This is a genomic window from Paractinoplanes polyasparticus (assembly GCF_019710575.1).
Classification (GTDB): Bacteria; Actinomycetota; Actinomycetes; order Mycobacteriales; family Micromonosporaceae; genus Actinoplanes; species Actinoplanes polyasparticus.
The window spans coordinates 511,540-535,951 of record NZ_JAHWFK010000013.1; the positions used below are offsets into that span (position 1 = coordinate 511,540).

The following is a 24,412-nucleotide window of genomic DNA, read 5'->3' on the forward strand; positions in this document are numbered from 1 at the left end:
TCTACCTCCGCACGGGGTCGTACCGAACGACCCGTTGAGTGTCGCGCAGCACCGCGCGCAGCGCCGCCAGATCGCCCTCGATCACCCCGGCCGCCCGCGCCTGGATCAGCAGATTGCCCAGCGCGGTGGCCTCGACCGGACCGGCCAGCACCGGTAGCCCGCAGGCGTCCGCGGTGAGCTGGCAGAGCAACTCGTTGCGGGCGCCGCCGCCGACGATGTGCACTGCGTCCACATGCCGGCCGGAAAGCTCCTGGGCCTGCTCGATCGCCTTGCGGTGGGCCAGCGCCAGACTGTCCACAATGCATCGGGCCAGCTTCGCCGGGTCGGCGTCCGACGGAAGCCCGGCCGCCTTCGCCACCCGCTGGACCATGTCGCCGGGCGGCAGGAAGCTCGGGTCGTCGAGGTCGATCACCACCGGCTTCTCGCGGGAGGCCCGTCGCAACAGATCGCCGATGTCGGGTGAGCCCCACTCGCGCATGCACTCCTGCAGCGGCCAGAGCCCCATCACGTTGCGCAGGTAGCGGATCGTGCCGTCGACGCCGCCCTCGTTGGTGAAGTTGGCCGCCCGGGATTCCTTACTGAGCACCGGTTCCGGTAGCTCCAGTCCCACGAGGGACCAAGTGCCACAGGAGATGTACGCGAAGTTCTGCCCCAAGGCGGGCACGCCCACCACCGCGGACGCCGTGTCGTGCGACCCGACAGCTGTGAGTTTCGTGCCGCGGTACTCGCCGATGATCGACCCCGGCGGCCGGACGGGCGGCAGCAGCGAGGGCCGCAGACCTAGCTCCACCAGCAGCGGCGCCGACCAGTCGCGCGTCCGCACGTCGAGCAGCCCGGTCGTGGACGCGTTGGTGTACTCGGCGCCGATCTCGCCGGTCAGCCAGTAGGCCAGCAGGTCCGGAATGAGCAGCATCTGTTGCGCGACCTCGAACTGCGGCGTGCCCCGGGCGGCGACCAACTGATAGATCGTGTTGAACGGCAGCTTCTGCAGTCCGGTGACCTCGTAGAGCTGCTCGTCGCTGATGTCGAGGCGCACGCCGTCGGTGCGGCCGTCGCGGTAGTGCACCGGATTGCCCAGCAGTGATCCGGACGCGTCCAACAATCCATAGTCGACAGCCCACGAGTCGATGCCGATGCTCTCGACCGGGCCGGTCTTCCCGAGACCCTCGAGCATCCCGCGGTAGAGGCCGAGGATGTCCCAGTGCAGGGTGCCACCGACCCGCACCGGCTCGTTGGCGAACCGGTGCGTCTCGGTGAGCCCGATGGCACCGTCCGCGAAGCGGCCGACCATGACGCGTCCGCTGGACGCGCCGAGGTCGACCGCGGCGAAGGATGTCATCGCAGGAAGGCCGCGGCCACGCCGGCGTCGACCGGGATGTGCAGGCCGGTCGTGTGGGTCAGGTCGCCGCCGGTCAGCGCGAACACCGCGTTGGCCACGTGCTCGGGCAGCACCTCGCGCTTGAGCAGGGTGCGCTGCGCGTAGTACTCGCCCAGCTTCTCCTCCGGCACGCCGTAGACCGCGGCCCGCTTGGCGCCCCAGCCACCGGCGAAGATGCCCGAGCCGCGGACGACCCCGTCGGGGTTGATGCCGTTGACCCGGACGCCGTGGGCCCCCAGTTCGGCCGCCAGCAGCCGCACCTGGTGAGCCTGGTCGGCCTTGGTGGCGCCGTAGGCGACGTTGTTGGGGCCGGCGAAGATCGAGTTCTTGCTGGAGATGTAGATGATGTCGCCGCCGAGGCCCTGCGCGACCAGGATGCGGGCGGTCTCGCGGGACACCAGGAACGAGCCCTTGGCCATCACGTCGTGCTGCAGGTCCCAGTCCTGCTCGGTCGTCTCGAGCAGCGGCTTCGAGACGGAGAGCCCGGCGTTGTTGACCACCAGGTCGACCCCGCCGAAGGCCAGCACGGTCTCCTGCAGCGACGCCGTGATCGCGTCGGCGCTGGTCACGTCGGCTGCGACCGCGAGGGCGGCGTCCGGGCCACCGATCTCGCCGGCCACCGACCGGGCCGCTTCGAAGTCCCGGTCGGCGACCACCACGACGGCGCCCTCGGCGGCGAGGCGCAGGGCGATCGCCCGGCCGATGCCCGAGCCGCCGCCGGTCACGTAGGCGATGCGGGTGGCCAGGGGCTTCGGCTTCGGCAGGCGCTGGAGCTTGGCCTCTTCCAGGGCCCAGTACTCGATGCGGAACTTCTCGGCCTCGTCGATCGGCGCGTACGTGGACACCGACTCGGCGCCGCGCATCACGTTGATGGCGTTGACATAGAACTCGCCGGCCACGCGGGCGGTCTGCTTGTTGGCGCCGAACGAGAACATGCCCACGCCGGGCACCAGCACGATGGCCGGGTCAGCGCCGCGGATGGCCGGGCTGTCGGCGGTGGCGTGCCGGTCGTAGTAGGCGCGGTAGTCCTCGCGGTAGGCCTCGTGCAACTCCTTGGCCCGGGCGACGACCTCGTCGAGCGGGGCGTCCGGGGCGGTGTCGAGCACCATCGGCTTGACCTTGGTGCGCAGGAAGTGGTCGGGGCAGCTCGTGCCCTTCGCGGCCAGCTCGCCCAGGCGCTCGCTGTTGACGAAGTCGAGCACGACCTCGGAGTCGGTGAAGTGGCCGACCTGGGCACGGTCGGTGGAGGCCAGGCCGCGCAGCACCGGGAAGAGGACCGCCGCGCGCTCCTTCCGCAGATCGTCTTCGAGGCGCTCGTAAATCTTGGCGCCGAAGGGGTCTTTCCGGCCCTTCGAAGCGAGGTAGGCGGCGGCGGTTTCGATGATCTCGACCGAGTTGCGCTCGCACTCCTCGCTGGTCGCGCCCCACGCCGTAATGCCGTGCCCGCCGAGAATGACGCCGATGGCCTGCGGGTTGGCCTTCTGGACGGCGGCGATGTCGAGGCCGAGCTGGAAGCCGGGCCGGCGCCACGGCACCCAGAGCACCCGGTCACCGAAGATCTCTTTGGTCAGGGCCGGGCCGTCGGCCGCGGTGGCGATGGCGATGCCCGAGTCGGGGTGCAGGTGGTCGACGTGCGGGGCCTCGACGAGTCCGTGCATCGCAGTGTCGATCGACGGGGCCGCGCCGCCGCGGCCGTGCAGGCAGTAGTCGAAGGCGGCGACCATCTCGTCCTCGCGCTCGACGCCCGGGTAGGTGCGGGTCAGCGCCCGCAGCCGGTCGAGGCGGAGCACGGCGAGACCCTTTTCGGTGAGGGTGCCGAGGTCGCCGCCGGATCCCTTGACCCAGAGCAGGTCGGCCGGCTCGCCGGTGACCGGGTCGGTCTCGGAGCCCTTGGCCGAGGTGTTGCCCCCGGCGTAGTTGGTGTTGCGCGGGTCGGCGCCGAGCCGGTTGCTGCGCTCCAGAAGCTCACGCACTGCGGGGTTCGTCATGGTGTCCTTCGGCCTTGTGAAGACTTCGTGAAACGTTTCAGACGTTGCCGATACATTACGGGTCTGTGGCAACCTCGGTCAAGACACGACAGCGAATTGAAACGTTGCCCGTGCGTCGTTTCCGATCAAGGGCCGACGTCGTGTCCATCCGACGAATCGGCCGCTTCACCGACGTTCGGCCGACCCCGGACGGGTCAACGGCCGAAACGGGTGGATCTTCGGTCTGACCTGCACCGATTCGCCGGATCTTCCGTGTTCAACCATTGTCGGACGTGCGACTGTGGCCTGGACATCGAGAACGACGCCGTTCCTCGTGACCAGCAGTTACGGCACGAGAAGGACGTTCCTCGTGACCTGCAGTTACGGCACGAGAAGGAGGAGTTAAGTGGCGAACATCGAGACTTCGCTGAAGGAAGCCATGACGATCGAGGGCGCCATCGGCGTGGCGCTCGTCGACTACACCAGCGGGCTCACGCTGGGTGTCATGGGTGGCGGCATCAACATGGACATGAACATTGCCGCCGCCGGCAACACCGACGTGATCCGGGCCAAGGTGCGCACCCTCGAGATGCTCGGCCTGGCCGACAGCATCGAGGACATCCTGATCACCCTCGACTCGCAGTACCACCTGATCCGCCTGCTCCAGGGCCGCGGCAACGAGGCGTTCTTCCTCTACCTCGCCCTGAACAAGAGCCGCGCGAACCTCGGCCTGGCCCGGCACCAGCTGCGCAAGATCGAGAGCGAGCTGGACGTATGACGGCCGTCGACGAGACCGGACTCGGCATCCGGAGCACGACCCAGCTGATCGGTGATGCTGTCAAGCAGTTCCGCGCCCAGGTGCCGGAGTGCATCGGCGCCGGTCTGGTCGACATGTCCACCGGCATGCTGCTCGCCGCCGACACGCTCGACGAGCACCCCAACGAGGTCCTCGACCTGATCGCCGCGGCCACGTTCGACCTGTTCCAGGGCCGCAACGTCGTGATGATCGAAGAGATCTTCAAGGCCCGGTACGGCGTGCTCGACGACCGCCACTACTTCCAGGAGTTCCTGGCGCAGAGCGATTCCCACGTGCACGTCTTCCTGCGCAGCAGCAACCAGGAGATCGCCGCCGTCGTGATCGCCCGCAAGACGGCGAACACCGGCATGATCCTGACGCAGTCCCGGCTCGTCATGAAGCAGCTGGACGCCGGCCTCAGCTGATGTCCGTGCCACCGCTGACGGCGGCGCTGGGCATCCCCGGCGCCCACGCGGTGTCCCTGCTCGACCCGGACGGCCCCAGAGTGCTGTGGTGGGCGGGTGAGACCGCGCCGACCGAGCAGGAAGCAGCCGCCGCTGTCACGCTTGCCACGGCGGCGGCCGGGCTGGTGCTGCTCGAGGGCAACGGGGCCGATGAGCTCAGCGACATCCTGCTCACCAGCGTCGACGCTTTCCACGTCGTGCGCCTGGTGAGCGCGCAGGAGCCGCTCGTCGCCCACCTGACGTTGCGCCGGGCCGACGCCAACCTGGCGATGGCCCGGCGTGAGTTCGGCTCGATCATCCGGTCGTACGCCCCCGAGGTCGTACGACCCCGAGCCGTGCGCCCGGACCACAACGGCAACGCCCCCGCGCTGACCGCCTCCTTGCTCGACTTCGACCTGACCCCGCGCGACCTGGGCGGGAGCACCATCGACCTCAGCGCGTCGACCCGCTCCGCCCCGGGCTCACACTCCGCGGACGCCGCCGACCTGCCCCGGCGGCAACGGGTGGACCCGTCCCAGCCCGACGAGTCCTCCGCCGACCTGCTCGACCTGCTGGGCCGGCCGTACGTGACCGACGACGACGTCCTGGATCGCGTGCTGGTCGCTCTCCGCAGCCTCTGACCCCTCCTCCGTGCCGGCCTCCCACCCCCTGGAGAAAGCGTTGCAATCCTCCGATCCGTACCAGGCTGTCCGTGCCGAGCTGGCCGCGCTGCGGCATCAGGTCACCGGGGTGCGCGGCTGCGTCGTCGCCGGCGTCGACGGCCTGCTGATCCTGCACGACACCGAGACCGGTCCCGAGCCCCACGACATCGCGGCGCTGGCCGCGGGCGCGCACGGGATCAGCCGCACCTGCGGCGCCGCCCTCAACCAGGGCACCTTCCAGGAGGTGACGATCCGCAACCAGGGTGGCTACCTCGCGGTGTACGCGGTCGGCGAGCTGGCGCTGCTGGCCGTGATCGGGGACAGCGGCCTGAACATCGCGCGACTGCACCTGGAGGCCCGCCCGGTGACCAACCGCCTGGCGAGCCTGCTGCGCATCCAGACCGTGGAGCCCTCCGGCTACTTCGGCTGACGCCCGCGCCGCTTTTCGGCCTGCATGTTTCGTTTCCAACGAGGGCGGCCGGACGCGAGCCGGTCGGCGGCCCCGGCGCTGGGCCCCCTTGCCCGCCCGCTGGATTGTTTTCCACAGCCCGAGCCCGGCCTTCGAAACCGCCTGTGGACAGCCCGGCTCGTCCCACGCCGAAAGATCGCATAATTCCCCCGTCCCTTGGGTGGGCGGGGGAGGCGGTGGCACCACGGGCTGATCTTGGCTTCGGGGCGATCTTGTTTCCGCAACCGGGTCGCCGCGCGGGGAGGCATCTCGACGCGTGTGGGCGCATGGCGGACAGGCGCAGCTCGCCGGACGCGGCCGCGCCGGGCAAGCGACTCACATGGTGCGGTTGCGGCTGACTGTGGATGCGCGGGCCACCAGCTCCGGCGTGAACTGCAGCTGCTGGTGGCGGTGGTCGGGGTTGGTGGCCTCGTCGAGCACCAGCTGGGCGGCGGCCCGGCCGAGCTCCTGGCGGGGCTGGCGCACCGACGTGAGCGGCACGGCCGCGGCCGCGGCGAACTCGATGTCGTCGAAGCCGACGATGGCCAGGTCGTCGGGCACACGCAGGCCGGCGCCGATGCTCTGCTGCAGCAGGCCCAGGGCAAGCAGGTCGTTGGCGCAGAAGGCGGCCGTGGGGCGGCGCCGCGCGGCCAGGCCGGCCAGCCGTTCGCCGGCCGAGCGGCCCTCGGACACGGAAAGCGTCTCGGTCGGCAGGTAGATCAGGTCTTCCGGGTCGTTGCCGAGCGACGCCCACATCTCGCGGGCGCCGACGAGCCGCTCGTGCACCTGGCCCAGCGACTCGGGGCCGCCGATGAAGGCCACCCGGGTGTGGCCCTGCTCGGCCAGGTGCTCGACCGCGATGCGGCCGCCCAGCACGTCGTCGACCGCGACCGAGCAGCAGCTGTCGGCGTTGCCGATGCGGTCGACGATCACCATGGGGACGCCCCGGCGGATCAGCTCGTCGAGGTGGGGCGCGGCCGGGTCGACCGGCGTGATCAGGATGCCCTGGACGCGCTGCTGGAGCAGGCGGTCGAGGTGCACCGCTTCCCGGGCCGAGCGGCTGTTGCTGTTGCAGATGAACAGGGAGAGATCGGCGTCCTCGGCGGCCAGCTCGATGCCCTGGGCCACGTCGTGGAAGAACGGGTTGGTGCCGTCGAGCATCACGTAGGCCAGGGTGCGGCTGGTGCCGGCGCGCAGCTGGCGGGCCGACTCGTTGCGGACGAAGCCCAGCTCGGACATGGCCCGCTCGACCCGCTCGCGGGTGCGCGCGCTGACCACTTCGGGACGGTTCATCACATTGGAGACGGTGCCCAGCGAGACGCCCGCGGCTGCCGCGACGTCCTTGACGGACGGCGTCCTGCCGTTCAGCACAGGTCCTCCTTGAAATCCCCGTTGAAACGTTGAAGCCGAATCCTACGGCACCCGTCGTCATAACAACGGCAGTGTTTCCACAACGTTTCTGACCAACGCTTGACAGGTGTGATCGGGGCCACCTACGTTGCTCGTACATTCACTGAAACATTTCAACTTTACCGACGGAGGTGGACCGTGGCGGAGGCAAACGCCCGGCCCGGGGACCAGCCGCCCAGGCTCGAGGTCCACGACGTCACGAAGTCTTTCGGCGCGGTCGCTGCTGTGCAGGGGGTCAGCTTCCCGCTGTTCCCGGGCGAGGCGCACGCGCTCGTCGGGGAGAACGGGGCCGGCAAGTCCACCATCGTGAAGATGCTGGCCGGGGTCCACCGTCCGGACACCGGCACGCTGCGGGTCGACGGCGTCGACGTGGACTTCGCCGGCCCCGCCGACGCCAAGGCGGCCGGCATCGCCGTCATCTATCAGGAGCCGACGCTCTTTCCCGACCTGTCGGTGGCCGAGAACATCGCCATCGGCAACCAGCCGCTGACCCGGCTGCGGCAGATCGACCGCAAAGAGATGACCGCCAACGCCGAACGGCTGTTCCGCCGCCTCGGCGTCCCGCTCGATCCGGGTCGCCCGGCCCGCGGCCTGTCGATCGCCGACCAGCAGCTGGTCGAGATCGCCAAGGCGCTGTCGTCCGAGGCCCGGGTGCTGATCATGGACGAGCCCACCGCGGCGCTCTCGGCCGTCGAGGTCGAACGGCTCTTCGCGGTGGTGCGGTCGCTGCGCGACGAGGGTGCGGCGATCATGTTCATCTCGCACCGGTTCGAGGAGATCACCGCGCTGTGCGAGCGTGTGACGATCATGCGCGACGGCCGCCACGTCGCCACCGAACTGGTGGCCGGCCTCAGCGTCGACGACATGATCCGGCGGATGGTCGGCCGCGACCTCAGTGCGCTCTTCCCCAAGCAGGACGTGGAGCCGGGCGACGTCGTGCTCGAGGTCGAAGGGCTGAGCCGCGAGGGCGTGTTCCGCGACATCTCGTTCTCGGTGCGCGCGGGCGAGATCGTCGCCCTGGCCGGACTGGTCGGCGCGGGACGGTCCGAGGTCATGCAGGCCGTGTTCGGCGTCGACCCGTACGACGAGGGCACGGTGAAGATGCACGGCCGGAAGCTTCGTAAGGGTCAGCCGCGGGCCGCGATGGCCGCCGGCATGGCGCTCGTCCCCGAGGACCGCCGTCAGCAGGGTCTGGTGATGGAGCTGTCGATCGAGCGCAACGTGACCCTGCCCCGGGCCCGCAAGCTGGCCCGGCTCGGCTTGCTCTTCGGCAGCGCCGAGCACGAGGCCGCCGAGACGTGGACGACGAAGCTGCAGACCAAGCTGGGCCGGCTCAGCGACGCCGTCGGCACGCTCTCCGGCGGCAACCAGCAGAAGGTCGTGCTGGCCAAGTGGCTCGCCACCGGCCCCAAACTGCTGATCGTCGACGAGCCCACCCGCGGCATCGACGTCGGTACCAAGGCCGAGGTCCACCGGCTGATGTCGTCGCTCGCCGCCGACGGCCTCGCGGTCGTCATGGTCTCGTCCGAGCTGCCCGAGGTGCTGGGCATGGCCGACCGGATCGTGGTGCTGCGCGAGGGCCGCATCGCTGCCCAGCTCACCCGAGCCGAGGCGACCGAGGAGTCCGTCATGTACGCGGCCATGGGACAGGAGGTCGCGGCGTGACTGTCACCTCCGATCGGTCGGCGCCCACCGACGCGCCGCTCGGCGCCCCGGCGGCCAAGCGCTTCGGCGGCCTGCTGAAGACCCGCGAGCTGGGCATCGTGCTCGCGCTGGCCTTGCTGGTGGCCTACACGGCGATCGACAACCCCCGGTTCCTCTCCGGGCAGAGCATCCGCGACAACCTGCTCAATACCGCGATCCTGGCGGTCATGGCGACCGGCCAGGCGGTCGTGGTGATCACCCGGAACATCGACCTCAGCGTCGGCTCGGTGCTCGGCATCAGCGCCTTCGCCGTGGCCACGCTGATGAGCAACCAGGACCTGCCGATGGTCGTCGGGCTGCTCGCCGGCCTGGCCATCGGCGCGGTCGCCGGCCTGGTCAACGGCGTCCTCGTTCGCTACGGCAAGGTGCCCGCGCTGGTGGTCACCCTCGGCACGCTCTACATCTACCGCGGCATCACGTACTCGTGGGCCGGCGGTTCGCAGGTCAACGCCGACGAGCTCCCCCGGCACTTCCTGACCTTCGCCAACGACAGCATCCTCGGCATCCCCTGGCTGGTGCTGATCGCGCTGGTCGTGGTGGCCGCCGGTTCGGTGATGATGCGCAACTACCGGGTCGGTCGCGAGCTCTACGCGATGGGGTCCAGCCCCGCCGCGGCCGAGCTGGCCGGCATCAAGGTCGCCCGCAACCTCCTCGGCGCCTTCGTGCTCAGTGGCGCGCTGGCCGGTCTGGCCGGGGTGCTCTACGCGGCCCGGTTCGGCACGGTCGACGCCGCGGCCGGCACCGGCCTGGAGCTGAACGTGGTGGCGGCGGTCGTGGTCGGCGGCGTGGCCGTCTTCGGCGGCAGCGGCTCGGTGTGGGGCGCCGCCCTCGGCGCCCTGCTGCTCACGGTGATCGGCAGCGCCCTCGCGGTGCTCGACATCAACCAGTTCTGGCAGCAGGCCATCGTGGGTGCGCTGATCATTCTGGCCATCTGCGCCGACCGCCTGGTCGCGGTGCGGATCGCCCGCTCGCTGCGAAAGAGGGACGCGCATGTCTGACATCGACCTCGGCAAGCGGCCCGCGGCCAACCGAAGCGGCGCGCTGAGGAGCCGGCTGACCAGCTGGGACAGCATCATCCTGGTGCTCACCGCGCTGGTGCTGATCATCGCTTCGTTCACTGTGGACAACTTCGGCACCAGCCGGAACTTCACCTTCATGGTGCTCGACCTGCTGCCGATCATCCTGATCGCGCTGCCGATGACGATGATCATCGTGACCGGCGAGATCGACCTGTCGGTGGCCAGCACCCTCGGCCTGACCAGCTCGATGATGGGCTGGCTTTGGAACCAGGGCCTCTCGATCGAGTCGATCATCCCGCTCTGCATCGCGATCGGCGCGATCTGCGGCGTGGTCAACGGTTTCCTGATCACCACGCTGGGGCTGCCGTCGCTGGCGGTGACGATCGGCACGCTGGCCCTCTACCGCGGCCTCGCGTTCGTCGTGCTCGGTGACGGCGCGGTCGCCGACTTCCCCTGGAACTACACGGGTTGGGTCACGGGAACGATCGGCGGCGGCGCCGTTCCCAACGTGCTCATCCTCATCGTCGTCCTCGCCCTGATCTTCGGGATCGTGCAGCACGCCACCCCGTTCGGCCGCTCGCTCTACGCGATCGGCGCCAACGCGCAGGCCGCGCACTTCTCCGGCATCCGGGTGGCGCGCACCAAGTTCTGGCTCTACGTCGCCAGCGGCGCGGTGGCCGGCCTGGTCGGTGTGTTGTGGACACTGCGCTACTCCAGCGCCCGGGCCGACAACGGCGCGGGCCTCGAACTCGCCGTCGTCGCGGCCGTCCTGCTGGGCGGGGTGTCGATCTTCGGCGGCAAGGGCAGCCTGCCCGGCGTGCTGGCCGGTGTGGTGTTGCTGACCGCGCTGCAGAACGCGCTGCGCCTGGAGGACGTCTCCGGGCAGGCGCTCAACATCGTCACGGGCACGTTGCTCGTGCTCTCCGTCCTGCTTCCCAACATCACCACCGCCGTACGCGGCAATTGGCAACGCCGCAAGCTGCGGCAAGCCGCCGCCCGATAGCGCTCGAAAAGAGAATGGAGTACGCCGTGCTTCGCTCCCCCCGCACACTACTTTCCGTAACCTCGGCCGCACTTCTCGTCGCCGGCCTGGCCGCCTGCGGTGGCACCACCAAGGACAGCAACACGAACGCCGGCTCGGGCACGCAGGCTTCCGCGGCGGCCGACCCCAACGCGGCGATCAAGGAGGGCCTGAAGATCGCCTTCCTGCCCAAGCAGCTGAACAACCCGTACTCGGACGTCGAGACCGGCGGCGGCAAGGTCGCCGTCGAGGAGCTCAAGGGCGAGTACAAGCTGGTCGGCCCGAACGACGCGTCGGCCTCGTCGCAGGTGTCGTACATCAACACCCTGATCCAGCAGCAGCAGGACGTCATCGTGGTCGCGGCCAACGACCCGAACGCGGTCTGCCCGTCGCTCAACCAGGCCCGGGCCGCGAAGATCAAGGTCATCACGTTCGACTCGGACGCCTCCAAGGACTGCCGGGACGCCTTCATCAACCAGGCCACCACCGAGGGCATCGGCCAGTCGCTGGCCAAGATGGCCCTGGAGCAGGCCGGCGGCGAGGGTGAGATCGCGGTGCTCTCGGCGACCCCGAACGCCACGAACCAGAATTCCTGGATCGAGGTGATGAAGGAAGAGCTGAAGAAGCCCGAGTACGCGAAGCTGAAGCTGGTCAAGGTGGCCTACGGCAACGACGACGACCAGAAGTCGTTCCAGGAGGCTCAGGGTCTGCTGCAGTCGTACCCGAACCTGAAGGCGATCGTCGCCCCGACCACCGTGGGCATCGCCGCGGCGGCCCGCTACATCTCGTCGTCCAGCTACAAGGGCAAGGTGGCGGTGACCGGCCTCGGCCTGCCGAACCAGATGCGCGAGTACGTCAAGGACGACACCGTGAAGAAGTTCGCGCTGTGGAACCCGGCCGACATCGGCTACCTGGCCGCCTTCGCCGGCGCCGCCATGGCCTCGGGTCAGATCACCGGCGCCCCGGGCGAGAAGTTCAAGGCCGGCAAGCTCGGCGAGTACACGATCGGCGCCGACGGCGAGATCGTGCTCGGCCCGCCGACCGAGTTCACCAAGGAAAACATCGACCAGTTCAACTTCTAGGTCGTAGGGATCAGCCAATGCGCTACTGCTTCCAGCTCCAGGTCCGCCCCGAGCGGATGACGGAGTACGTGGAGCGGCACCAGTCCGTGTGGCCCGAGATGCAGGACGCTCTCCGGGCCACCGGCTGGCGCAACTACTCCCTCTTCCTCCGCGGCGACGGGCTGCTGATCGGCTACGTCGAGGCGGACGATCTCGAAGCGTCCCAGGCGGCAATGGCGGCGCTGGACGTCAACACCAGGTGGCAAGCGGAAATGGCGGAGTTCTTCGCCCGCGGCGGACCCGGCGACGAAGGGTTCCCGCTGCTGACCGAGGTGTTCCACCTTTCCGAAAGTTCTCAGGAGACCCCATGACCGACCTCGCCGCCGTCAAGCGTGCTCTGACGGCACAGCGCATCGAGACCCCGTCGTGGGCCTACGCCAACTCGGGCACCCGCTTCAAGGTCTTCGCCCAGCCCGGGGTGCCGCGCAACCCCGAGGAGAAGATCGCCGACGCCGCCACGGTGCACCAGTTCACCGGCGTCGCGCCGGTGGTGGCGCTGCACATCCCGTGGGACAAGGTGGACGACTACGCTGCCCTCGGCTCGTACGCCCGCGACCTGGGGGTGGAGATCGGCGCGATCAACACGAACGTCTTCCAGGACGACGACTACAAGCTGGGCTCGGTCACCAACCCCGACGCCGGGATCCGCCGCAAGGCCACCGATCACCTGCTCGAGGCGATCGACATCATGGGACAGACCGGGTCCCGCGACCTGAAGCTGTGGTTCTCCGACGGCATCAACTACCCCGGCCAGGACGACCTGCGGGACCGGCAGGACAGGCTGGCGGCGGCGCTGCGTGAGGCGTACGACCGGCTGACCGGCAACCAGCGGATGCTGCTGGAGTACAAGCTGTTCGAGCCGGCCTTCTACGCGACGGACGTGCCCGACTGGGGCACGTCGTACGCGCACTGCCTGGAGCTGGGCGAGCGGGCCACCGTCTGCATCGACACGGGCCACCACGCGCCCAGCACGAACATCGAGTTCATCGTCGCGTTCCTGCTGCGCCAGAAGAAGCTCGGCGCCTTCGACTTCAACAGCCGCTTCTACGCCGACGACGACCTGATGGTCGGGGCGGCCGACCCGTTCCAGCTGTTCCGCATCATGTACGAGATCGTCCGCGGCGGCGCCCTCGACCCGGCCTACGGCATCGCGTTCATGCTCGACCAGTGCCACAACATCGAGCGGAAGATCCCGGCCATCATCCGCTCCGTGATGAACGTGCAGGAGGCCACGGCCAAGGCCCTGCTGGTCGACCGGGAAGCTTTGACGAGGGCCCAGCAGGCCGGCGACGTCCTGGAGGCGAACGCCGTCTTCATGGACGCCTACAACACCGACGTGCGCCCCCTGCTGGCCGAGGTCCGCACCGACGCCGGCCTCGACCCCGACCCGATGGCCGCCTACCGCCGCAGCGGCCACGACGAAAAGATCATCGCCGAGCGCGTCGGCGGCACCCAGGCCGGCTGGGGCGCCTGACCACGACCGACGGGTCAGACGTCGAGGTCGACCACGACGGCGAAGTGGTCGGAGGGGTGCCTGCCGTTGACCGCCTCCGTGCCGGCCAGGAAGGCCCGCCGGGCGGTGAGTCCGGCGCCCTTCCGGCCCGGCCGGGCCAGGATGTGGTCGATCCGGCGGTCGATCTGCTTGGTGGCCTCGAGCGGAGCCTCCAGCAGGGCGGAGCTCAGGGTCACGGCACGGGGATCGCCGCCGGCCAGAGACCAGGTGTCGGTCAGAACAGCGAGCAGGGGCGCCAGATCGGGCTGGCTCACGTCGGCGTTGAGGTCACCCAGCAGCAGCACCGGCAGGTCGCCGTCGAGCCGGGGGTCCGCGGCCAGCGCGGCCAGGGCCTCGCTCTGGGCGAGCTGATCGGCGGCGTACGCCGGCTCCCACTCGATGCACGACACGATCACGTGCAGCGGGCCCCGCGGATGGTCGAGGGTCGCCAGCAACGCCGTCGGCGGCGGACCGGGGCGTTGCTCGTGCGGCAGGTCGTGCACCTCGGTGGTCAGGATCGGCCAACGGCTGATCAGGCCCAGCCCGACCTCGATACCCGCCTGCGACGAATACTCGGGCGGGTCGGGCGCGGGCGGCAACGAGGTGGGCACGAAGGCCGCATGATGGTCGGCCAGGTCGTCGGCGAGCAGCTGGGGCTGGGTGATTCCCTCGCCGGACCAGGTCTCGACGAGGCCCACCACGTCCGGATCGAGCCCCTTCAGCACATCGGCGATCGCGGGTTCGCGCTCGCGCCAGGCGCCACCGAAGCGCCACCACACGTTCCAGGTCACTGCTCGCATGACACGACTCTACGAACTACTAAGCCCGGGCGCTGCGCGGCCGATCCAGGGGGCCGACATTCAGCGACAGGGGGCCACGGATGGACCAGTACCTCACCACCGCGTACGACGTGACAACCGCCCTGTTCGGGCCGGAGTCCGGCATCCCGTGGTGGGCCTGGATCGCAGTCGTGGTGTTCCTGTTCTGGAAGGTGGCCGTCAAGGAGCCCAAGACCGCCACGGACCGGGACAACGACATGCTCGGCGAGATGTTCGGCGACGCCAAGGGCAAGAAGAAGAAGTAGCCGGCGCCGGTCTCCCGGCGCCGGCTGGGGATGGGGACGGGTCAGGCGGTATGTGGTGGCGGCTCGGCGGCGCCGGTCATGATCGCCACGGCCTCGCTCATCGAGTGACTCTCCGGAGTGATGACCGTGGCCCGGCGGCCCAGCCGCTGGATGTGGATGCGGTCGGCGATCTCGAACACGTGCGGCATGTTGTGGCTGATCAGGATCACCGGCAGGCCGCGGTCGCGCACGTCGCGGATCAGCTGGAGCACCCGGTTGCCCTCCTTGACGCCCAGTGCCGCGGTCGGCTCGTCGAGGATCACCACCTTGCTGCCGAACGCGGCCGACCGGGCCACCGCCACCGCCTGCCGCTGACCGCCGGAGAGCGACTCGACGGCCTGGCCGATGTTCTGCAGGGTGGCCACGCCGAGCTCGCTCATGTGCCGTTTCGCCTCCGAGCGCATGTGCGCCCGGTCGAGCATGCGGAAGATCGAACCCATCGGTCCGGCCTTGCGCTGCTCGCGGCCGAGGAACAGGTTGTCGGCGATGTCCAGGCCGGGCGCCACGGCCAGGGTCTGATAGACGGTCTCGATGCCCGCCGAGCGCGCGTCCATGGGCGTACGGAATTGGATCTGCCGCCCGTCGAGGAAGATCTCGCCGCTGTCCGGCACGAGGGCGCCCGAGAGCGCCTTGATCAGGCTCGACTTGCCGGCGCCGTTGTCGCCGATGACCGCGAGGATCTCCCCCGGGTACAGCTCGAGGTCGCTCCCGTCGATCGCGACGACCCGGCCGTACTTCTTGACCAGCCCCTTGGCCTGCAACACAGGCGTCCGGTCGGCGGCGTGCCGCGGGCCCACCGGGTTGGTGTCGGTATCCGAGCTCACGTTTTCACCTTCCTGATCCACTGGTCGAGCGACACGGCGATGAGCACCAGCAGACCGATCGCGAAGCCCTGCCAGACCACCTCGACGCCGCCCAGCTGCAGGCCGTTGCGGAACACGCCGACGATGAGCGCGCCCACCAGCGTGCCGATCACGGCCCCCCGGCCGCCGAAGAGGCTGGTGCCGCCGAGCACGACCGCGGTGATCGAGTCGAGGTTGTACTCGACGCCCACGTTGGGGCTGGCCGAGGCGAGCCGGCCGATCAGGATCCAGCCACCGATCGCGTAGAGCAGCCCGGCCACGGTGTAGACCGAGAACAGCACCCGGTTCGTACGGATGCCGGCCAGCCGCGCGGCCTCGGCGTCGTCGCCGGTCGCGTAGACGTGCTTACCCCAGGCGGTGGACCGCAACGCGTAGAAGAAGAACCCGAACAACAGCAGCATGATGATCGAGCCGTAGGTCAGCCGGAAGTTGCCGATCGGGATCGAGTCGCCGGTCCAGGTCATCAGCGACGGCATGTCCGAGCCGCGGATCGTCTCGCTGTTGCTGACCACCGAGTTGAGCGAGAAGAAGATGGTCAGCGTGCCCAGCGTGACGATGAACGGTGGCAGCTTTATCCGCGTCACCAGGAAGCCGTTGAGCGCGCCCATCGCCGTGCCGCAGGCGAAGCCGAGCAGCAGCGCGATGATACCGGGCACCCCGGCGTCGACGCAGAACGTGGCCATCAGGATCGACGAGAAGACGGCGATCGCACCGGCCGACAGGTCGATGCCGGCGGTCAGGATGATCAGCGTCTGCCCCAGCGCGAGCGTGGCGATGACCGTGACCTGCTGCAGCACGAGGGAGAGGTTGGTCGCCGTGAAGAACCGCCCATTGACGATCGAGAAGGCGATGATCGCGACGAGCAGCACGGCCAGCGGCCCGAGGATCGGGTTGGCGTGCAGGGTGTGTTGGATGCGCAGGCCGAGCGAGTCGCTCTTGCGTACGTCGAAGTCAGCGGTAGCAGTCGCCATAATTAGCCCCAGCAGTTCTGCTTGCCCCACGCCGAGTCCTTGGACTCGACGCCGGCCTGCGGGTCGTCGGTGATCAGGTCAGTTCCGGTGTCGACGAAGTCCTTGCCCGAGGTCGCCTGGGGCTTGGTGCCGTCCTTGGCGAACTGCGCGATGGCCTCGACGCCGAGCTGCGCCATCTTGAGCGGGAACTGCATCGAGGTTGCGCCGATGACGCCCTGGGAGACGTTGTCGACACCCGGGCAGCCGCCGTCGATCGAGACGATGACGGTGTCCTTGTCGCGCCCGGCCGACTTGAGCGCCTGGTAGGCGCCGGCCGCCGCGGGTTCGTTGATCGTGTAGACCAGGTTGATCGTCGAATCCTTCTGGAGCAGGTTCTCCATGGCGGTCCGGCCGCCGTCCTCGGCGCCGTCGGTGACGTCGTGCCCGGCGATCCGCGGGTCGTTCTCGTCGCCGATCCGGTTCGGATCGCCCACGTCGATGCCGAAGCCGTCGAGGAAGCCCTGGTCGCGTTTGACGTCCACGGACACCTGGTTGGCGTTGAGGTCGAGCATGGCGATCTTTGCCTGCTTGCCCTCCTTCTCGAACTTGGCCTTGGCCCACTGCCCGATCAGTTTGCCCGCCTGGTAGTTGTCGGTGGCGAAGGTGGCGTCGGCGGCGTTGGGCGGGTCGACCGGCGTGTCCAGCGCGATCACCAGCATGTCCAGCTCGTGCGCCTTGTCGATCGAGGGCACGATCGCCTTGGAATCGTTCGGGGTGATCAGGAAGCCCTTGGCGCCGAAGGACATCAGGTTCTCGATCGCCTGCACCTGGGCCTCGTTGTCGCCGTCCTGCTTGCCGGCGAAGCTCTGCAGCTCGACTCCCTGCGACTCGGCCGCGCTCTGTGCGCCCTTTCTCATCTGGACGAAGAAGGGGTTGGTGTCGGTCTTGGTGATGAGACCGACGACGTCCTCGCCGGTACCTCGGTTGCAGGCAGCGGTCGTGCCGAGCAGCAGTGTCACCACGCAGCCCGCGGCCAGCATCCTTCCGGCCCGAGACATGGTCGGATCGCGCATGTCTCCTCCAAACCGATTTAGCCGAAATCGAAAGACAACGTTGTCCCGCAGTAGACGCCCGCCTTCACCCCGTGTCAACAATGAGTTTCCAAGATGTTGCGTTCCGTGATCAACATCGATGGAGGTGGATGCATGACGCCTCAACGACCGACCATGAACGACGTCGCCCGCACCGCCGGGGTGAGCCTCAAGACGGTGTCCCGGGTAGTCAACGGCGAGACCACGGTCGCGCCCGACCTGGTGGCCAAGGTGCGAGCGGCGGTCGAGTCGCTCGATTACCACCCCCACCTGGGCGCCAGCATGCTTCGCCGCAACGACCGTCGCACGAGGACGATCGGCGTGCTGCTGGACGACGTCTCCCACCCCTTCTCGGCCGCCCTGCACCGCGCGGTCGAGGATCAGGCGCGGGCCCGCGGGATCCACGTGCTGACGGGCAGCCTCGACCAGGACCCCGTACGCGAACAGGCACTGGCCACAGCGTTCGCCGAGCGCCAGACCGACGGCCTGATCCTGGCCCCCACCGGCGGCGACCTGGGCCATCTCGAAGCGCACACCGGCATGCCCGTGGTCTTCGTCGATCGCATCCCGGCCGGCGTCACCGGCGACTCGGTGGTCTCGACCAACGTCTCCGGAGCGGCCGGCGCCGTACGCCATCTCGTCGCCCAGGGCCACCGCCGCATCGGCTACCTGGGCGGACGCCGTCTGCTGTCGACGGCTCGCGAACGCCACCGCGGGTACCTGCGCGCGCTCGGCAGCCACCCCGGCCCGGCGGTGCACGATCTGCACGATCCGACCGCCGCCGAGCGAGCCGCCATCGCCATGCTGCGGGCGCCCGACCCACCCACGGCCCTGTTCACCACCCAGAGCATGGTGACCACGGGCGCCGTACGCGCGTTACGCCGCCTCGGGCGCGAGCGGTCCGTCGCCCTGATCGGCTTCGACGACTTCCCCCTGGCCGATCTGCTCGACCCGCCGGTCACGGTGGTCGCCCAGGACCCGTCCCGCATGGGCCGCACCGCCGCCACGGCCCTCTTCGAACGCATCGACGGCTACGACGGCCCACCCCGCGAGATCCGCATCCCGACCACCCTGATCCCCCGCGGCTCCGGCGAACTGTGAGAGAGCACCCGGCAAGCTGAACGCCCTACCCTTCGCAGACCGAACATGGCGGAGCAAGCAGACCGAACGTCATCTGCCTCGCATAATGAAGGCCGCTGTCCCCGCAAATCGAAAGTCCAACCCTTCGCAGATCGAACACTACCCAGCTAGCATGAGGCGTGGCTACCCATCCGCTGATTCCCCGCCATGCCGCCTCGAAAGTGAATGCCGCGCTGGCTGACACCCGAGTCGAGCTCTGGCCCTTTTCGCAGGGCGAGATCGACAATGAACCCGACGGTTTCATCGACGCCGTCTTCGCACTCGGCCCCCGGCTGCGGCACACCTCGACCGTCACCCGCGCCGACTATGCGGCCCGGATCGTCCGCGGCGGCCTTCCGGAAGCAACGTTCCGCGACGATCCGCAGCGCCGCGAGCAGTTTTTCGACGCGTACGTCCAGTCGCTCATCGACCGTGACGTGCGGCAGCTCTCCGACATCCAGCACAAGGGCCAGCTGCGCAAGCTGGTACGGCTGCTCGCAGCCCGGTCAGCAACCATCATCGCCGCCAACTCGCTGGAATCCGCCCTGGAACTGAGCCGGCCGACGATCGCGCGATACCTACAGGTTCTGGAAGAGATATTCCTGATCAAACGGATCCCCGGTTGGTCGCGCAATCTCGGCAGCCGCGCCACAGCTGCACCGAAATTGGTCTTCGTCGACTCGGGCATCCTCGCGAATGAGATGGCAGTCGAGGCCCGCTCCTTGCTCCGTCCCGGTGCACCGTTCGGGCCGTTACTCGAGTCGTTCGTGCTGTCCGAGTTGTGCCGCCAGCTGACCTGGTCCGCGCAGAGAGCCGAACTCTCCCATTACCGGGATCGCGACAAGTTCGAGGTCGACGCCGTTCTGGAGAATCGGTCCGGGCAAGTCGTCGGCATCGAGGTGAAGGCGGCCTCGACGGTCAAGCCCGAGGATTTCCGCGGGCTGCGTCGCCTTCGCGACCGCCTCGGCGACGACTTCGTCGCGGGCATCGTCCTCTACACCGGCAGCACCACCCTGCCGTTCGGCGACAAACTCCGCGTCATGCCGGTCAGCGCGCTGTGGCAGGTCGCTGCGCCCTGACAGCGAGCGGCGCCGGCTGATCACGTCGCGGTGGAGTCGGCCGCGTGGGTGCAGAGGGCGGTCAGAGCCACGACCATCCAGTCCCGGTAGGCCTGTGTCGTCCAGCCTCGTTGGCGGGTCAGCAGGTGCCACTGCTGGAAGGAGTTCAGGGTCCAGATCGTGTCTCGGATACGGTCCGTCGCGGCCGGATCGGTGACCTGCAACCGGGTGGCCACGGCCGCGGCCAGGTGGTGGGCCCCGGTCAGGCGTTCCGCGTCGAGAGTGGCGGCCAGCTGCGCCACCTCGGCATCGGCGTCGGCGGCGGCGTAGGCCACGGCGGCGATCGGGCCGGCACGCTCGGCCACCTCGGCGAAGGCGTCGGCCAGGCGCTCGACCAGCTCGGGGAAGCCGGCGGCCTCGTGGACGCGGCGCATGACGGGGCGGGCCGCCAGGGGCACCTGCTCGTCGTCGCCGACGATCGCGGTGTCGACCGCGGCCTTGAGCAGCTGGGACTTGGTGCGGAAGCCGGCGAAGACGGTCGGGGTGGAGACCCCGGCCTCGGCGGCGATCCGGGTCATCGACGTGCGCCCGTAGCCCTGCTCGATGAACAGCCGGCGCGCCGCCTCGAGCACCCGGGCCCGCACCAGCGACGCCTGCGCCTGGCGGCCGGAGGAGTCGTATGGCCGACGCCGGCGAGACACATCACCACCCATCGGTTTAGCTTAGCGTGTATTGAATATTGAGCCAGTAAAGCGAAAGGCATTCCGATGGTTCTTCACCACCACGAGGCCGGGTCCGGACGGCCTGTCCTGCTGATTCACGGCGGCGCCGAGGACGCGAGCATGATCGAGCCGCAGGCGCGGGCGCTGGCCGGGCGGGGCTGCCGCACGGTCTGGTACGACCGGCGTGGCACCGGCCGCAACCGCACCGGCGACTGGCCCGCCGACCGCGGCGACCGGCACGCCGACGACGCAGCCGAGCTGATCCGCCGGCTGGGGCTCGCGCCGGCCACCGTCGTCGGCTTCAGCTCGGGCGGGGTCGTCGCTCTGGCGCTCGCACAGCGCCATGCCGGCCTGCTGCGCGAGGTGATCGCCTGGGAGCCGGCCGCACTCGGGATGCTGCCCGACGCCGACGCTACGCACGACGCGATCATGGCCCCGGTCGAGGCGCACCTGACCGCGTACCCGAAAGACTGGGAAGGCGCCTGGCGAGTTGCGCTGACCGTGCTGTCCGAAGGCCGCGCCGACCTCGACTCGCCGGAGGTGCTGGCCGCGCTGCGGAACGCCGAGCCGGCCATTCGCGACGATGCCCGGCAGCTCACCCGGCGCGCGTTCGGGCCGGGCGACCTGCCGGCCGAGCTGGTCACCCTGGCCGTCAGCGAGCGGCCCGACCCGATGCACCTCGACATCGCCCAGCGCCTGGCCCAGCTGATCGGCCGGGCGCCCGTACGCGTGCCCGGCGCCGACGACCACGAGGTCTACCTGAGCCGGCCGGACGTCCTGGCGACGTGGATCGGGGCCCGCCGCTCGTGACAGCGACGGGCCCCGGGGTCAGGCGGTTTACGGGAAGTTGGTCACTGTGGACGGCACGACGTTGCTGGCCTGGGCCGGGGCGCCGATGTTGTTGACCACGTGGTCGATCGTGCCGGCGGCCAGGGAGATCGTGAAGATGTTGTGGAACTTCACGCCGCCGTGGGTGGGGGCCTGGAAGCCGTTGGCCGAGTGCACGGCCGGGTTGTCCAGGAAGACGGCGTAGCTGCCCATCGCCCACGCCTCGTGGGTCTGGACGCTGTCCGCCACCTTGTAGGCCGGGTAGCCGAGCACCCCGTCGCTGCGCCACGCGGCGTTCGACGGCGGGTCGTACGGCTGCTCGTTCTGCAGGAAGTACGTGCGGCCGCCGTTGCCGTTCCAGAGCACCTCGGTCTTCTGGTAGTGCTCGACGAACAGGCCGTACGCCGTCACGTTGTTGCCGTTGACGATCAGGCCGCTGTCGGCCGTGTTGACCGTCCAGCCGTAGGTGCCGGCGTTGCCATGGTCGGCCCGCCAGGCCCAGATGTGGTCGATGATCACGTTGTTGCTGTTGACGAGCAGGCTGTTGGTGGCCTTGCCGGCGACGTAGCCGCCGATCCGGAAGAACACGTCCTGGACGGTGCTCGGGTTGGCGGCGTGGTTGGCCGAGGAGCCGGCCTGACCCATGACCAGCAGATTGGGCGAGTTGGTGGTGCCCGCGTCGAAGAGCACGCCGGCCACCTTCACACCGTCCACATCGGCCACCTGCATCGCGGTGACGCCGTTGTCCGGGATGATCGTGGCGTAGCCGAGGCCGAGCACCACGGTGTTCGCCCGGGTCACGTTGATGGTCTGGTTGATGTGATAGATGCCGGGCTGGAAGATCAGGTTCAGACCCTGCGCGAGCGCCTGGTTGATCCGTGCGGCGGTGTCGCCCGGCTTGGCCACGTAGAACTGGCTGAGCGGGATCGACGAGCCCGGGGTGTTGCCGTTGACCCAGGTCGCGCCCGAGGTGTTGGTGCGCAGGTTGGGCACGAAGACCGCGTAGTCGCCACCGCTCTGGTAGAGGTACGGCTTCTCGCGGATCACCGGGGTCTGCGGGATGACGGTGTACGGCGGGGTCGGGTAGCTGGCCGCCGGAGCGCCCTGCACGCCGACGAAGGTCTGATTCCACACCGCGTTGGTGTTCGACCCGATCTGGCTGTCCCGGGTGAACCACTGCTGCTGCGAGTACTGGCCCTCGCTGCCGCTGATCCGGGAGTCCGAGATGTAGCCGCCGGACGCCCAGCCGTACCCGTTGGGGGCCAGGTTGAGGTTGCCGTGGATGTCCATGCGGCGGAACGGAGCGGCCTGCGAGACGGCCCAGCGGTTGGTGCCGTTGACCGGATAGACCGACACGTTCTCGGTGCTGCGCCAGAAGTTCTGGGTCGCGTTGCCCTGGAACCAGCCGGCGTCGACCGTGATGTCGCCATTGATCCGTACGTCCTGCGGGTTCTGCCCGAGGCCGACGATCGAGGTGTAGAAGCCGACCTGGATGTTCAGGTTGTTGTAGGTGCCCGGCCGGAAGGCCAGCACGTAACGCCCGGTGCCGAACTGCGCGCTCTCCTGCTGGGCGAAGATCTGGTCGGCCCGGGCCTGGATGCTGGCGCTCGACATCGACGGGTCGAAGACCACCACGTTGGCGCCGAGGCTGCCGCCGCCGGGGATCGGGTCGCCGGTCGGGGGCGGCGTGGTCGGGGGCGGCGTGGTCGGGGGCGGCGTGGTCGGGGGTGTGGTCGTCGTGCCGCCGTAGACCTTGAACTCCCACAGCGAGTAGCCGTAGCCGGTGGTGCGCTGGGTGCCGTACATGCGCACGTACCGCCCGGTGCCGTTGACCGTGAGGTTCTGGTTGCCCCCGGCCGACGTGGTGGTGGAGTAGACGTTGGTCCAGGAACTCGCGTTGTCCGAGACCTGGATCTGGAACGCCTTGGCCGCGGCGGTCTCCCAGTTGAGCTCGACGCGGGTGATCTGCTGCGAGCTGCCCAGGTCGACCTGCAGCCACTGCGGGTCGCTGAACGCCGATGCCCAGCGGGTGCCGGTGTTGCCGTCGACGGCCTCGGCCGCCGCGTAGGCGCCGGCCGCTTCCGTGGACGACGCGGTAGCCGGCTTGCCCTGCGAGAGCAGGGTTTCGGCGGCACTCGCGCCGACCGCGGTTGCCGCGGCGTAGCCCGCGACAACGGTGGCGACCAGGCCGCTTATCGCGGCGAGGCGCCAGGGGGAGCGTCTCCGCTCGGGTGCGGAGGAGATGGGGATGGTCATTGCTTCTCCTTGGGCGGGGATGCGCAAGGGGGACTTCTTGCGCCCTAGGGAAGACCGATCTCTCCTCTGCACGAGGGAAAGCGCTCCCCCGGGACCGACGCTAGGGAACGTGTTCATCAGCTGTCCATAGATGAACACGGTTCCGGAACTTCGGCGGTCTTGCGCTTGTCACAAAGGCCGGGCTCGATGCGCTCCACGCTCCGGCATAAACCCAGGTCAATGCCGTACGGCGGTGGCTCCGGCCGTCCGCGGCGGACCCGATAACACAGATCTCGGAACCGGTTCCGGCGCGGATCAGCAAAAACGGCATGAGCGCCAATTCGGTCCGATCATGGCGTGGAGAGCGCTTACCGATCCGAGTTTTCTACCCTGGGACGATGCGGCTGGTCCTCACGAGCGACACCCATCTGCCCAAGCGCGCCCGCGATCTGCCACCCCCGCTGTGGGCCGCGATCGACGCCGCCGACGTCGTGGTGCACGCCGGGGACTGGGTCGACGAGGCCGCCCTCGACGCTTTCGAGGCGCGGGCGAAGAGGCTGATCGGGTGCTACGGCAACAACGACGGGCCTGCGCTGCGGGCGCGGCTGCCCGAGATCGCGTACGCCGACCTCGACGGCCTGCGTCTGGCCGTGGTGCACGAGACCGGGGCGTCCACGGGTCGCACCGAGCGCTGCGCGGCCCGCTTTCCCGAGGTCGACCTGCTCGTCTTCGGCCACTCCCACATCCCCTGGGACACGACCGCCGCGTCGGGGCTGCGCCTGCTCAACCCCGGCTCACCGACCGACCGGCGGCGGCAGCCCTTCGCCACGTACCAGACCGCCGTGATCGAGGCGGGCCGGCTGACCGAGGTGACGCTGCACGATTTGCCGCGGCGCACTTAGCTGCTGCACCGGCGTCGGAGCTCGCGGGCCAGTTCGAGGGCCGCGCGGCTCTGCGCCGGC

General features: G+C 69.3%; 23 protein-coding genes and 1 pseudogene. 15 read left to right on the forward strand and 9 right to left on the reverse strand.

Annotated features, from left to right (window positions below; all coding sequences use genetic code 11):
* Position 1: 1 nt before the first annotated feature.
* Positions 2–1,339: a rhamnulokinase gene (locus KXC43_RS17310; protein ID WP_221377053.1), complete on the reverse strand. Its 1,338-nt coding sequence runs from the start codon at positions 1,337–1,339 to the stop codon at positions 2–4.
* Positions 1,336–3,366: a bifunctional aldolase/short-chain dehydrogenase gene (locus KXC43_RS17315; protein WP_221377054.1), complete on the reverse strand. Its 2,031-nt coding sequence runs from the start codon at positions 3,364–3,366 to the stop codon at positions 1,336–1,338. The genes KXC43_RS17310 and KXC43_RS17315 overlap by 4 nt, the downstream gene beginning before the upstream one ends.
* A gap of 385 nt (positions 3,367–3,751) precedes the next feature.
* Here KXC43_RS17315 and KXC43_RS17320 point away from each other — a divergent pair, with 385 nt between their 5' ends.
* Genes KXC43_RS17320 through KXC43_RS17335 form a run of 4 tightly spaced genes read left to right on the forward strand, consistent with a single transcriptional unit; the run spans position 3,752 to position 5,676 of the window.
* Positions 3,752–4,123, forward strand: coding sequence for a hypothetical protein (locus tag KXC43_RS17320; RefSeq protein WP_221377055.1), 372 nt, complete (start codon positions 3,752–3,754; stop codon positions 4,121–4,123).
* On the forward strand, positions 4,120–4,566 hold the full coding sequence (locus KXC43_RS17325; protein WP_221377056.1) for a hypothetical protein: 447 nt from the start codon (positions 4,120–4,122) through the stop codon (positions 4,564–4,566). Before KXC43_RS17320 ends, KXC43_RS17325 begins: the two co-directional genes overlap by 4 nt.
* The gene (locus tag KXC43_RS17330) at positions 4,566–5,225 is read left to right on the forward strand and encodes a hypothetical protein (protein WP_221377057.1); all 660 of its coding nucleotides are present in this window, start codon (positions 4,566–4,568) and stop codon (positions 5,223–5,225) included. The genes KXC43_RS17325 and KXC43_RS17330 overlap by 1 nt, the downstream gene beginning before the upstream one ends.
* Before the next feature lie 40 nt (positions 5,226–5,265).
* Entirely contained in the window at positions 5,266–5,676 is a 411-nt protein-coding gene (locus tag KXC43_RS17335) for a roadblock/LC7 domain-containing protein (protein ID WP_221377058.1), read from the forward strand.
* Positions 5,677–6,030: 354 nt separating this feature from the next.
* Here KXC43_RS17335 and KXC43_RS17340 read toward each other — a convergent pair whose 3' ends face one another.
* The gene (locus KXC43_RS17340) at positions 6,031–7,065 is read right to left on the reverse strand and encodes a LacI family DNA-binding transcriptional regulator (RefSeq protein WP_221377059.1); all 1,035 of its coding nucleotides are present in this window, start codon (positions 7,063–7,065) and stop codon (positions 6,031–6,033) included.
* A gap of 177 nt (positions 7,066–7,242) precedes the next feature.
* Here KXC43_RS17340 and KXC43_RS17345 point away from each other — a divergent pair, with 177 nt between their 5' ends.
* Genes KXC43_RS17345 through rhaI form a run of 6 tightly spaced genes read left to right on the forward strand, consistent with a single transcriptional unit; the run spans position 7,243 to position 13,443 of the window.
* Positions 7,243–8,769 carry a sugar ABC transporter ATP-binding protein gene (locus tag KXC43_RS17345; protein WP_221377060.1) on the forward strand — a complete coding sequence of 509 codons (1,527 nt, stop codon included), beginning with the start codon at positions 7,243–7,245 and terminating at the stop codon, positions 8,767–8,769.
* Positions 8,766–9,806: an ABC transporter permease gene (locus KXC43_RS17350; protein WP_308129118.1), complete on the forward strand. Its 1,041-nt coding sequence runs from the start codon at positions 8,766–8,768 to the stop codon at positions 9,804–9,806. The genes KXC43_RS17345 and KXC43_RS17350 overlap by 4 nt, the downstream gene beginning before the upstream one ends.
* Positions 9,799–10,830 (forward strand): ABC transporter permease, encoded by a 1,032-nt coding sequence (locus KXC43_RS17355; RefSeq protein ID WP_221377061.1) that lies wholly within the window; start codon positions 9,799–9,801, stop codon positions 10,828–10,830. Before KXC43_RS17350 ends, KXC43_RS17355 begins: the two co-directional genes overlap by 8 nt.
* Before the next feature lie 26 nt (positions 10,831–10,856).
* Entirely contained in the window at positions 10,857–11,930 is a 1,074-nt protein-coding gene (gene rhaS / locus KXC43_RS17360) for a rhamnose ABC transporter substrate-binding protein (protein WP_308129119.1), read from the forward strand.
* 17 nt (positions 11,931–11,947) lie between these two features.
* Positions 11,948–12,280, forward strand: coding sequence for an L-rhamnose mutarotase (locus KXC43_RS17365; protein ID WP_221377063.1), 333 nt, complete (start codon positions 11,948–11,950; stop codon positions 12,278–12,280).
* A complete protein-coding gene (rhaI, locus tag KXC43_RS17370; protein ID WP_221377064.1) occupies positions 12,277–13,443 on the forward strand; it encodes an L-rhamnose isomerase in 1,167 nt (388 codons plus the stop codon). Before KXC43_RS17365 ends, rhaI begins: the two co-directional genes overlap by 4 nt.
* 14 nt (positions 13,444–13,457) lie before the next feature.
* On the opposite strand, the gene KXC43_RS17375 is transcribed toward rhaI, so the two are convergent.
* Positions 13,458–14,261 (reverse strand): endonuclease/exonuclease/phosphatase family protein, encoded by an 804-nt coding sequence (locus KXC43_RS17375; protein ID WP_221377065.1) that lies wholly within the window; start codon positions 14,259–14,261, stop codon positions 13,458–13,460.
* A gap of 80 nt (positions 14,262–14,341) precedes the next feature.
* Between KXC43_RS17375 and KXC43_RS17380 the strand changes: the two genes are divergently transcribed.
* Positions 14,342–14,545 carry a hypothetical protein gene (locus KXC43_RS17380; protein WP_221377066.1) on the forward strand — a complete coding sequence of 68 codons (204 nt, stop codon included), beginning with the start codon at positions 14,342–14,344 and terminating at the stop codon, positions 14,543–14,545.
* 41 nt (positions 14,546–14,586) lie between these two features.
* Here KXC43_RS17380 and KXC43_RS17385 read toward each other — a convergent pair whose 3' ends face one another.
* From KXC43_RS17385 to KXC43_RS17395, 3 genes are read right to left on the reverse strand one after another with little or no spacing between them, the layout of a single operon-like run.
* On the reverse strand, positions 14,587–15,408 hold the full coding sequence (locus tag KXC43_RS17385; protein ID WP_308129120.1) for an ATP-binding cassette domain-containing protein: 822 nt from the start codon (positions 15,406–15,408) through the stop codon (positions 14,587–14,589).
* Positions 15,405–16,418, reverse strand: coding sequence for an ABC transporter permease (locus KXC43_RS17390; RefSeq protein ID WP_221377067.1), 1,014 nt, complete (start codon positions 16,416–16,418; stop codon positions 15,405–15,407). Before KXC43_RS17390 ends, KXC43_RS17385 begins: the two co-directional genes overlap by 4 nt.
* 2 nt (positions 16,419–16,420) lie before the next feature.
* Complete coding sequence (locus KXC43_RS17395) at positions 16,421–17,470, reverse strand: sugar ABC transporter substrate-binding protein (RefSeq protein WP_255644150.1); 1,050 nt, start codon at positions 17,468–17,470, stop codon at positions 16,421–16,423.
* Between the two features lie 132 nt (positions 17,471–17,602).
* On the opposite strand from KXC43_RS17395, the gene KXC43_RS17400 reads away from it, so the two are divergent.
* Together KXC43_RS17400 and KXC43_RS17405 are read left to right on the forward strand one after the other, a co-directional pair.
* Positions 17,603–18,589, forward strand: a complete 987-nt coding sequence (locus KXC43_RS17400) for a LacI family DNA-binding transcriptional regulator (RefSeq protein ID WP_221377068.1) — start codon at positions 17,603–17,605, stop codon at positions 18,587–18,589.
* Between the two features lie 227 nt (positions 18,590–18,816).
* Positions 18,817–19,686: pseudogene (locus KXC43_RS17405) on the forward strand (ATP-binding protein); the annotation flags it as partial.
* A gap of 20 nt (positions 19,687–19,706) precedes the next feature.
* Here KXC43_RS17405 and KXC43_RS17410 read toward each other — a convergent pair.
* A complete protein-coding gene (locus KXC43_RS17410) occupies positions 19,707–20,378 on the reverse strand; it encodes a TetR/AcrR family transcriptional regulator (protein WP_221377069.1) in 672 nt (223 codons plus the stop codon).
* A 54-nt stretch (positions 20,379–20,432) separates the two neighbouring features.
* On the opposite strand from KXC43_RS17410, the gene KXC43_RS17415 reads away from it, so the two are divergent.
* Positions 20,433–21,197, forward strand: a complete 765-nt coding sequence (locus KXC43_RS17415; RefSeq protein WP_221377070.1) for an alpha/beta fold hydrolase — start codon at positions 20,433–20,435, stop codon at positions 21,195–21,197.
* 27 nt (positions 21,198–21,224) lie between these two features.
* On the opposite strand, the gene KXC43_RS17420 is transcribed toward KXC43_RS17415, so the two are convergent.
* Positions 21,225–23,471 (reverse strand): discoidin domain-containing protein, encoded by a 2,247-nt coding sequence (locus tag KXC43_RS17420; protein ID WP_221377071.1) that lies wholly within the window; start codon positions 23,469–23,471, stop codon positions 21,225–21,227.
* Positions 23,472–23,848: 377 nt separating this feature from the next.
* Between KXC43_RS17420 and KXC43_RS17425 the strand changes: the two genes are divergently transcribed.
* A complete protein-coding gene (locus KXC43_RS17425; protein WP_221377072.1) occupies positions 23,849–24,352 on the forward strand; it encodes a metallophosphoesterase family protein in 504 nt (167 codons plus the stop codon).
* Positions 24,353–24,412 lie beyond the last annotated feature (60 nt).

What these genes read in the sequence shown, in the direction of transcription:
- KXC43_RS17310 (WP_221377053.1), bottom strand. Translation starts at nt 1,339, where the DNA reads ATGACATCCTTCGCCGCGGTCGACCTCGGCGCGTCCAGCGGACGCGTC.
- KXC43_RS17315 (WP_221377054.1), bottom strand. Translation starts at nt 3,366, where the DNA reads ATGACGAACCCCGCAGTGCGTGAGCTTCTGGAGCGCAGCAACCGGCTC.
- KXC43_RS17325 (WP_221377056.1), top strand. Translation starts at nt 4,120, where the DNA reads ATGACGGCCGTCGACGAGACCGGACTCGGCATCCGGAGCACGACCCAG.
- KXC43_RS17330 (WP_221377057.1), top strand. Translation starts at nt 4,566, where the DNA reads ATGTCCGTGCCACCGCTGACGGCGGCGCTGGGCATCCCCGGCGCCCAC.
- KXC43_RS17355 (WP_221377061.1), top strand. Translation starts at nt 9,799, where the DNA reads ATGTCTGACATCGACCTCGGCAAGCGGCCCGCGGCCAACCGAAGCGGC.
- KXC43_RS17365 (WP_221377063.1), top strand. Translation starts at nt 11,948, where the DNA reads ATGCGCTACTGCTTCCAGCTCCAGGTCCGCCCCGAGCGGATGACGGAG.
- rhaI (WP_221377064.1), top strand. Translation starts at nt 12,277, where the DNA reads ATGACCGACCTCGCCGCCGTCAAGCGTGCTCTGACGGCACAGCGCATC.
- KXC43_RS17375 (WP_221377065.1), bottom strand. Translation starts at nt 14,261, where the DNA reads ATGCGAGCAGTGACCTGGAACGTGTGGTGGCGCTTCGGTGGCGCCTGG.
- KXC43_RS17380 (WP_221377066.1), top strand. Translation starts at nt 14,342, where the DNA reads ATGGACCAGTACCTCACCACCGCGTACGACGTGACAACCGCCCTGTTC.
- KXC43_RS17390 (WP_221377067.1), bottom strand. Translation starts at nt 16,418, where the DNA reads ATGGCGACTGCTACCGCTGACTTCGACGTACGCAAGAGCGACTCGCTC.
- KXC43_RS17395 (WP_255644150.1), bottom strand. Translation starts at nt 17,470, where the DNA reads ATGCGCGATCCGACCATGTCTCGGGCCGGAAGGATGCTGGCCGCGGGC.
- KXC43_RS17400 (WP_221377068.1), top strand. Translation starts at nt 17,603, where the DNA reads ATGACGCCTCAACGACCGACCATGAACGACGTCGCCCGCACCGCCGGG.
- KXC43_RS17410 (WP_221377069.1), bottom strand. Translation starts at nt 20,378, where the DNA reads ATGGGTGGTGATGTGTCTCGCCGGCGTCGGCCATACGACTCCTCCGGC.
- KXC43_RS17415 (WP_221377070.1), top strand. Translation starts at nt 20,433, where the DNA reads ATGGTTCTTCACCACCACGAGGCCGGGTCCGGACGGCCTGTCCTGCTG.
- KXC43_RS17420 (WP_221377071.1), bottom strand. Translation starts at nt 23,471, where the DNA reads ATGACCATCCCCATCTCCTCCGCACCCGAGCGGAGACGCTCCCCCTGG.
- KXC43_RS17425 (WP_221377072.1), top strand. Translation starts at nt 23,849, where the DNA reads ATGCGGCTGGTCCTCACGAGCGACACCCATCTGCCCAAGCGCGCCCGC.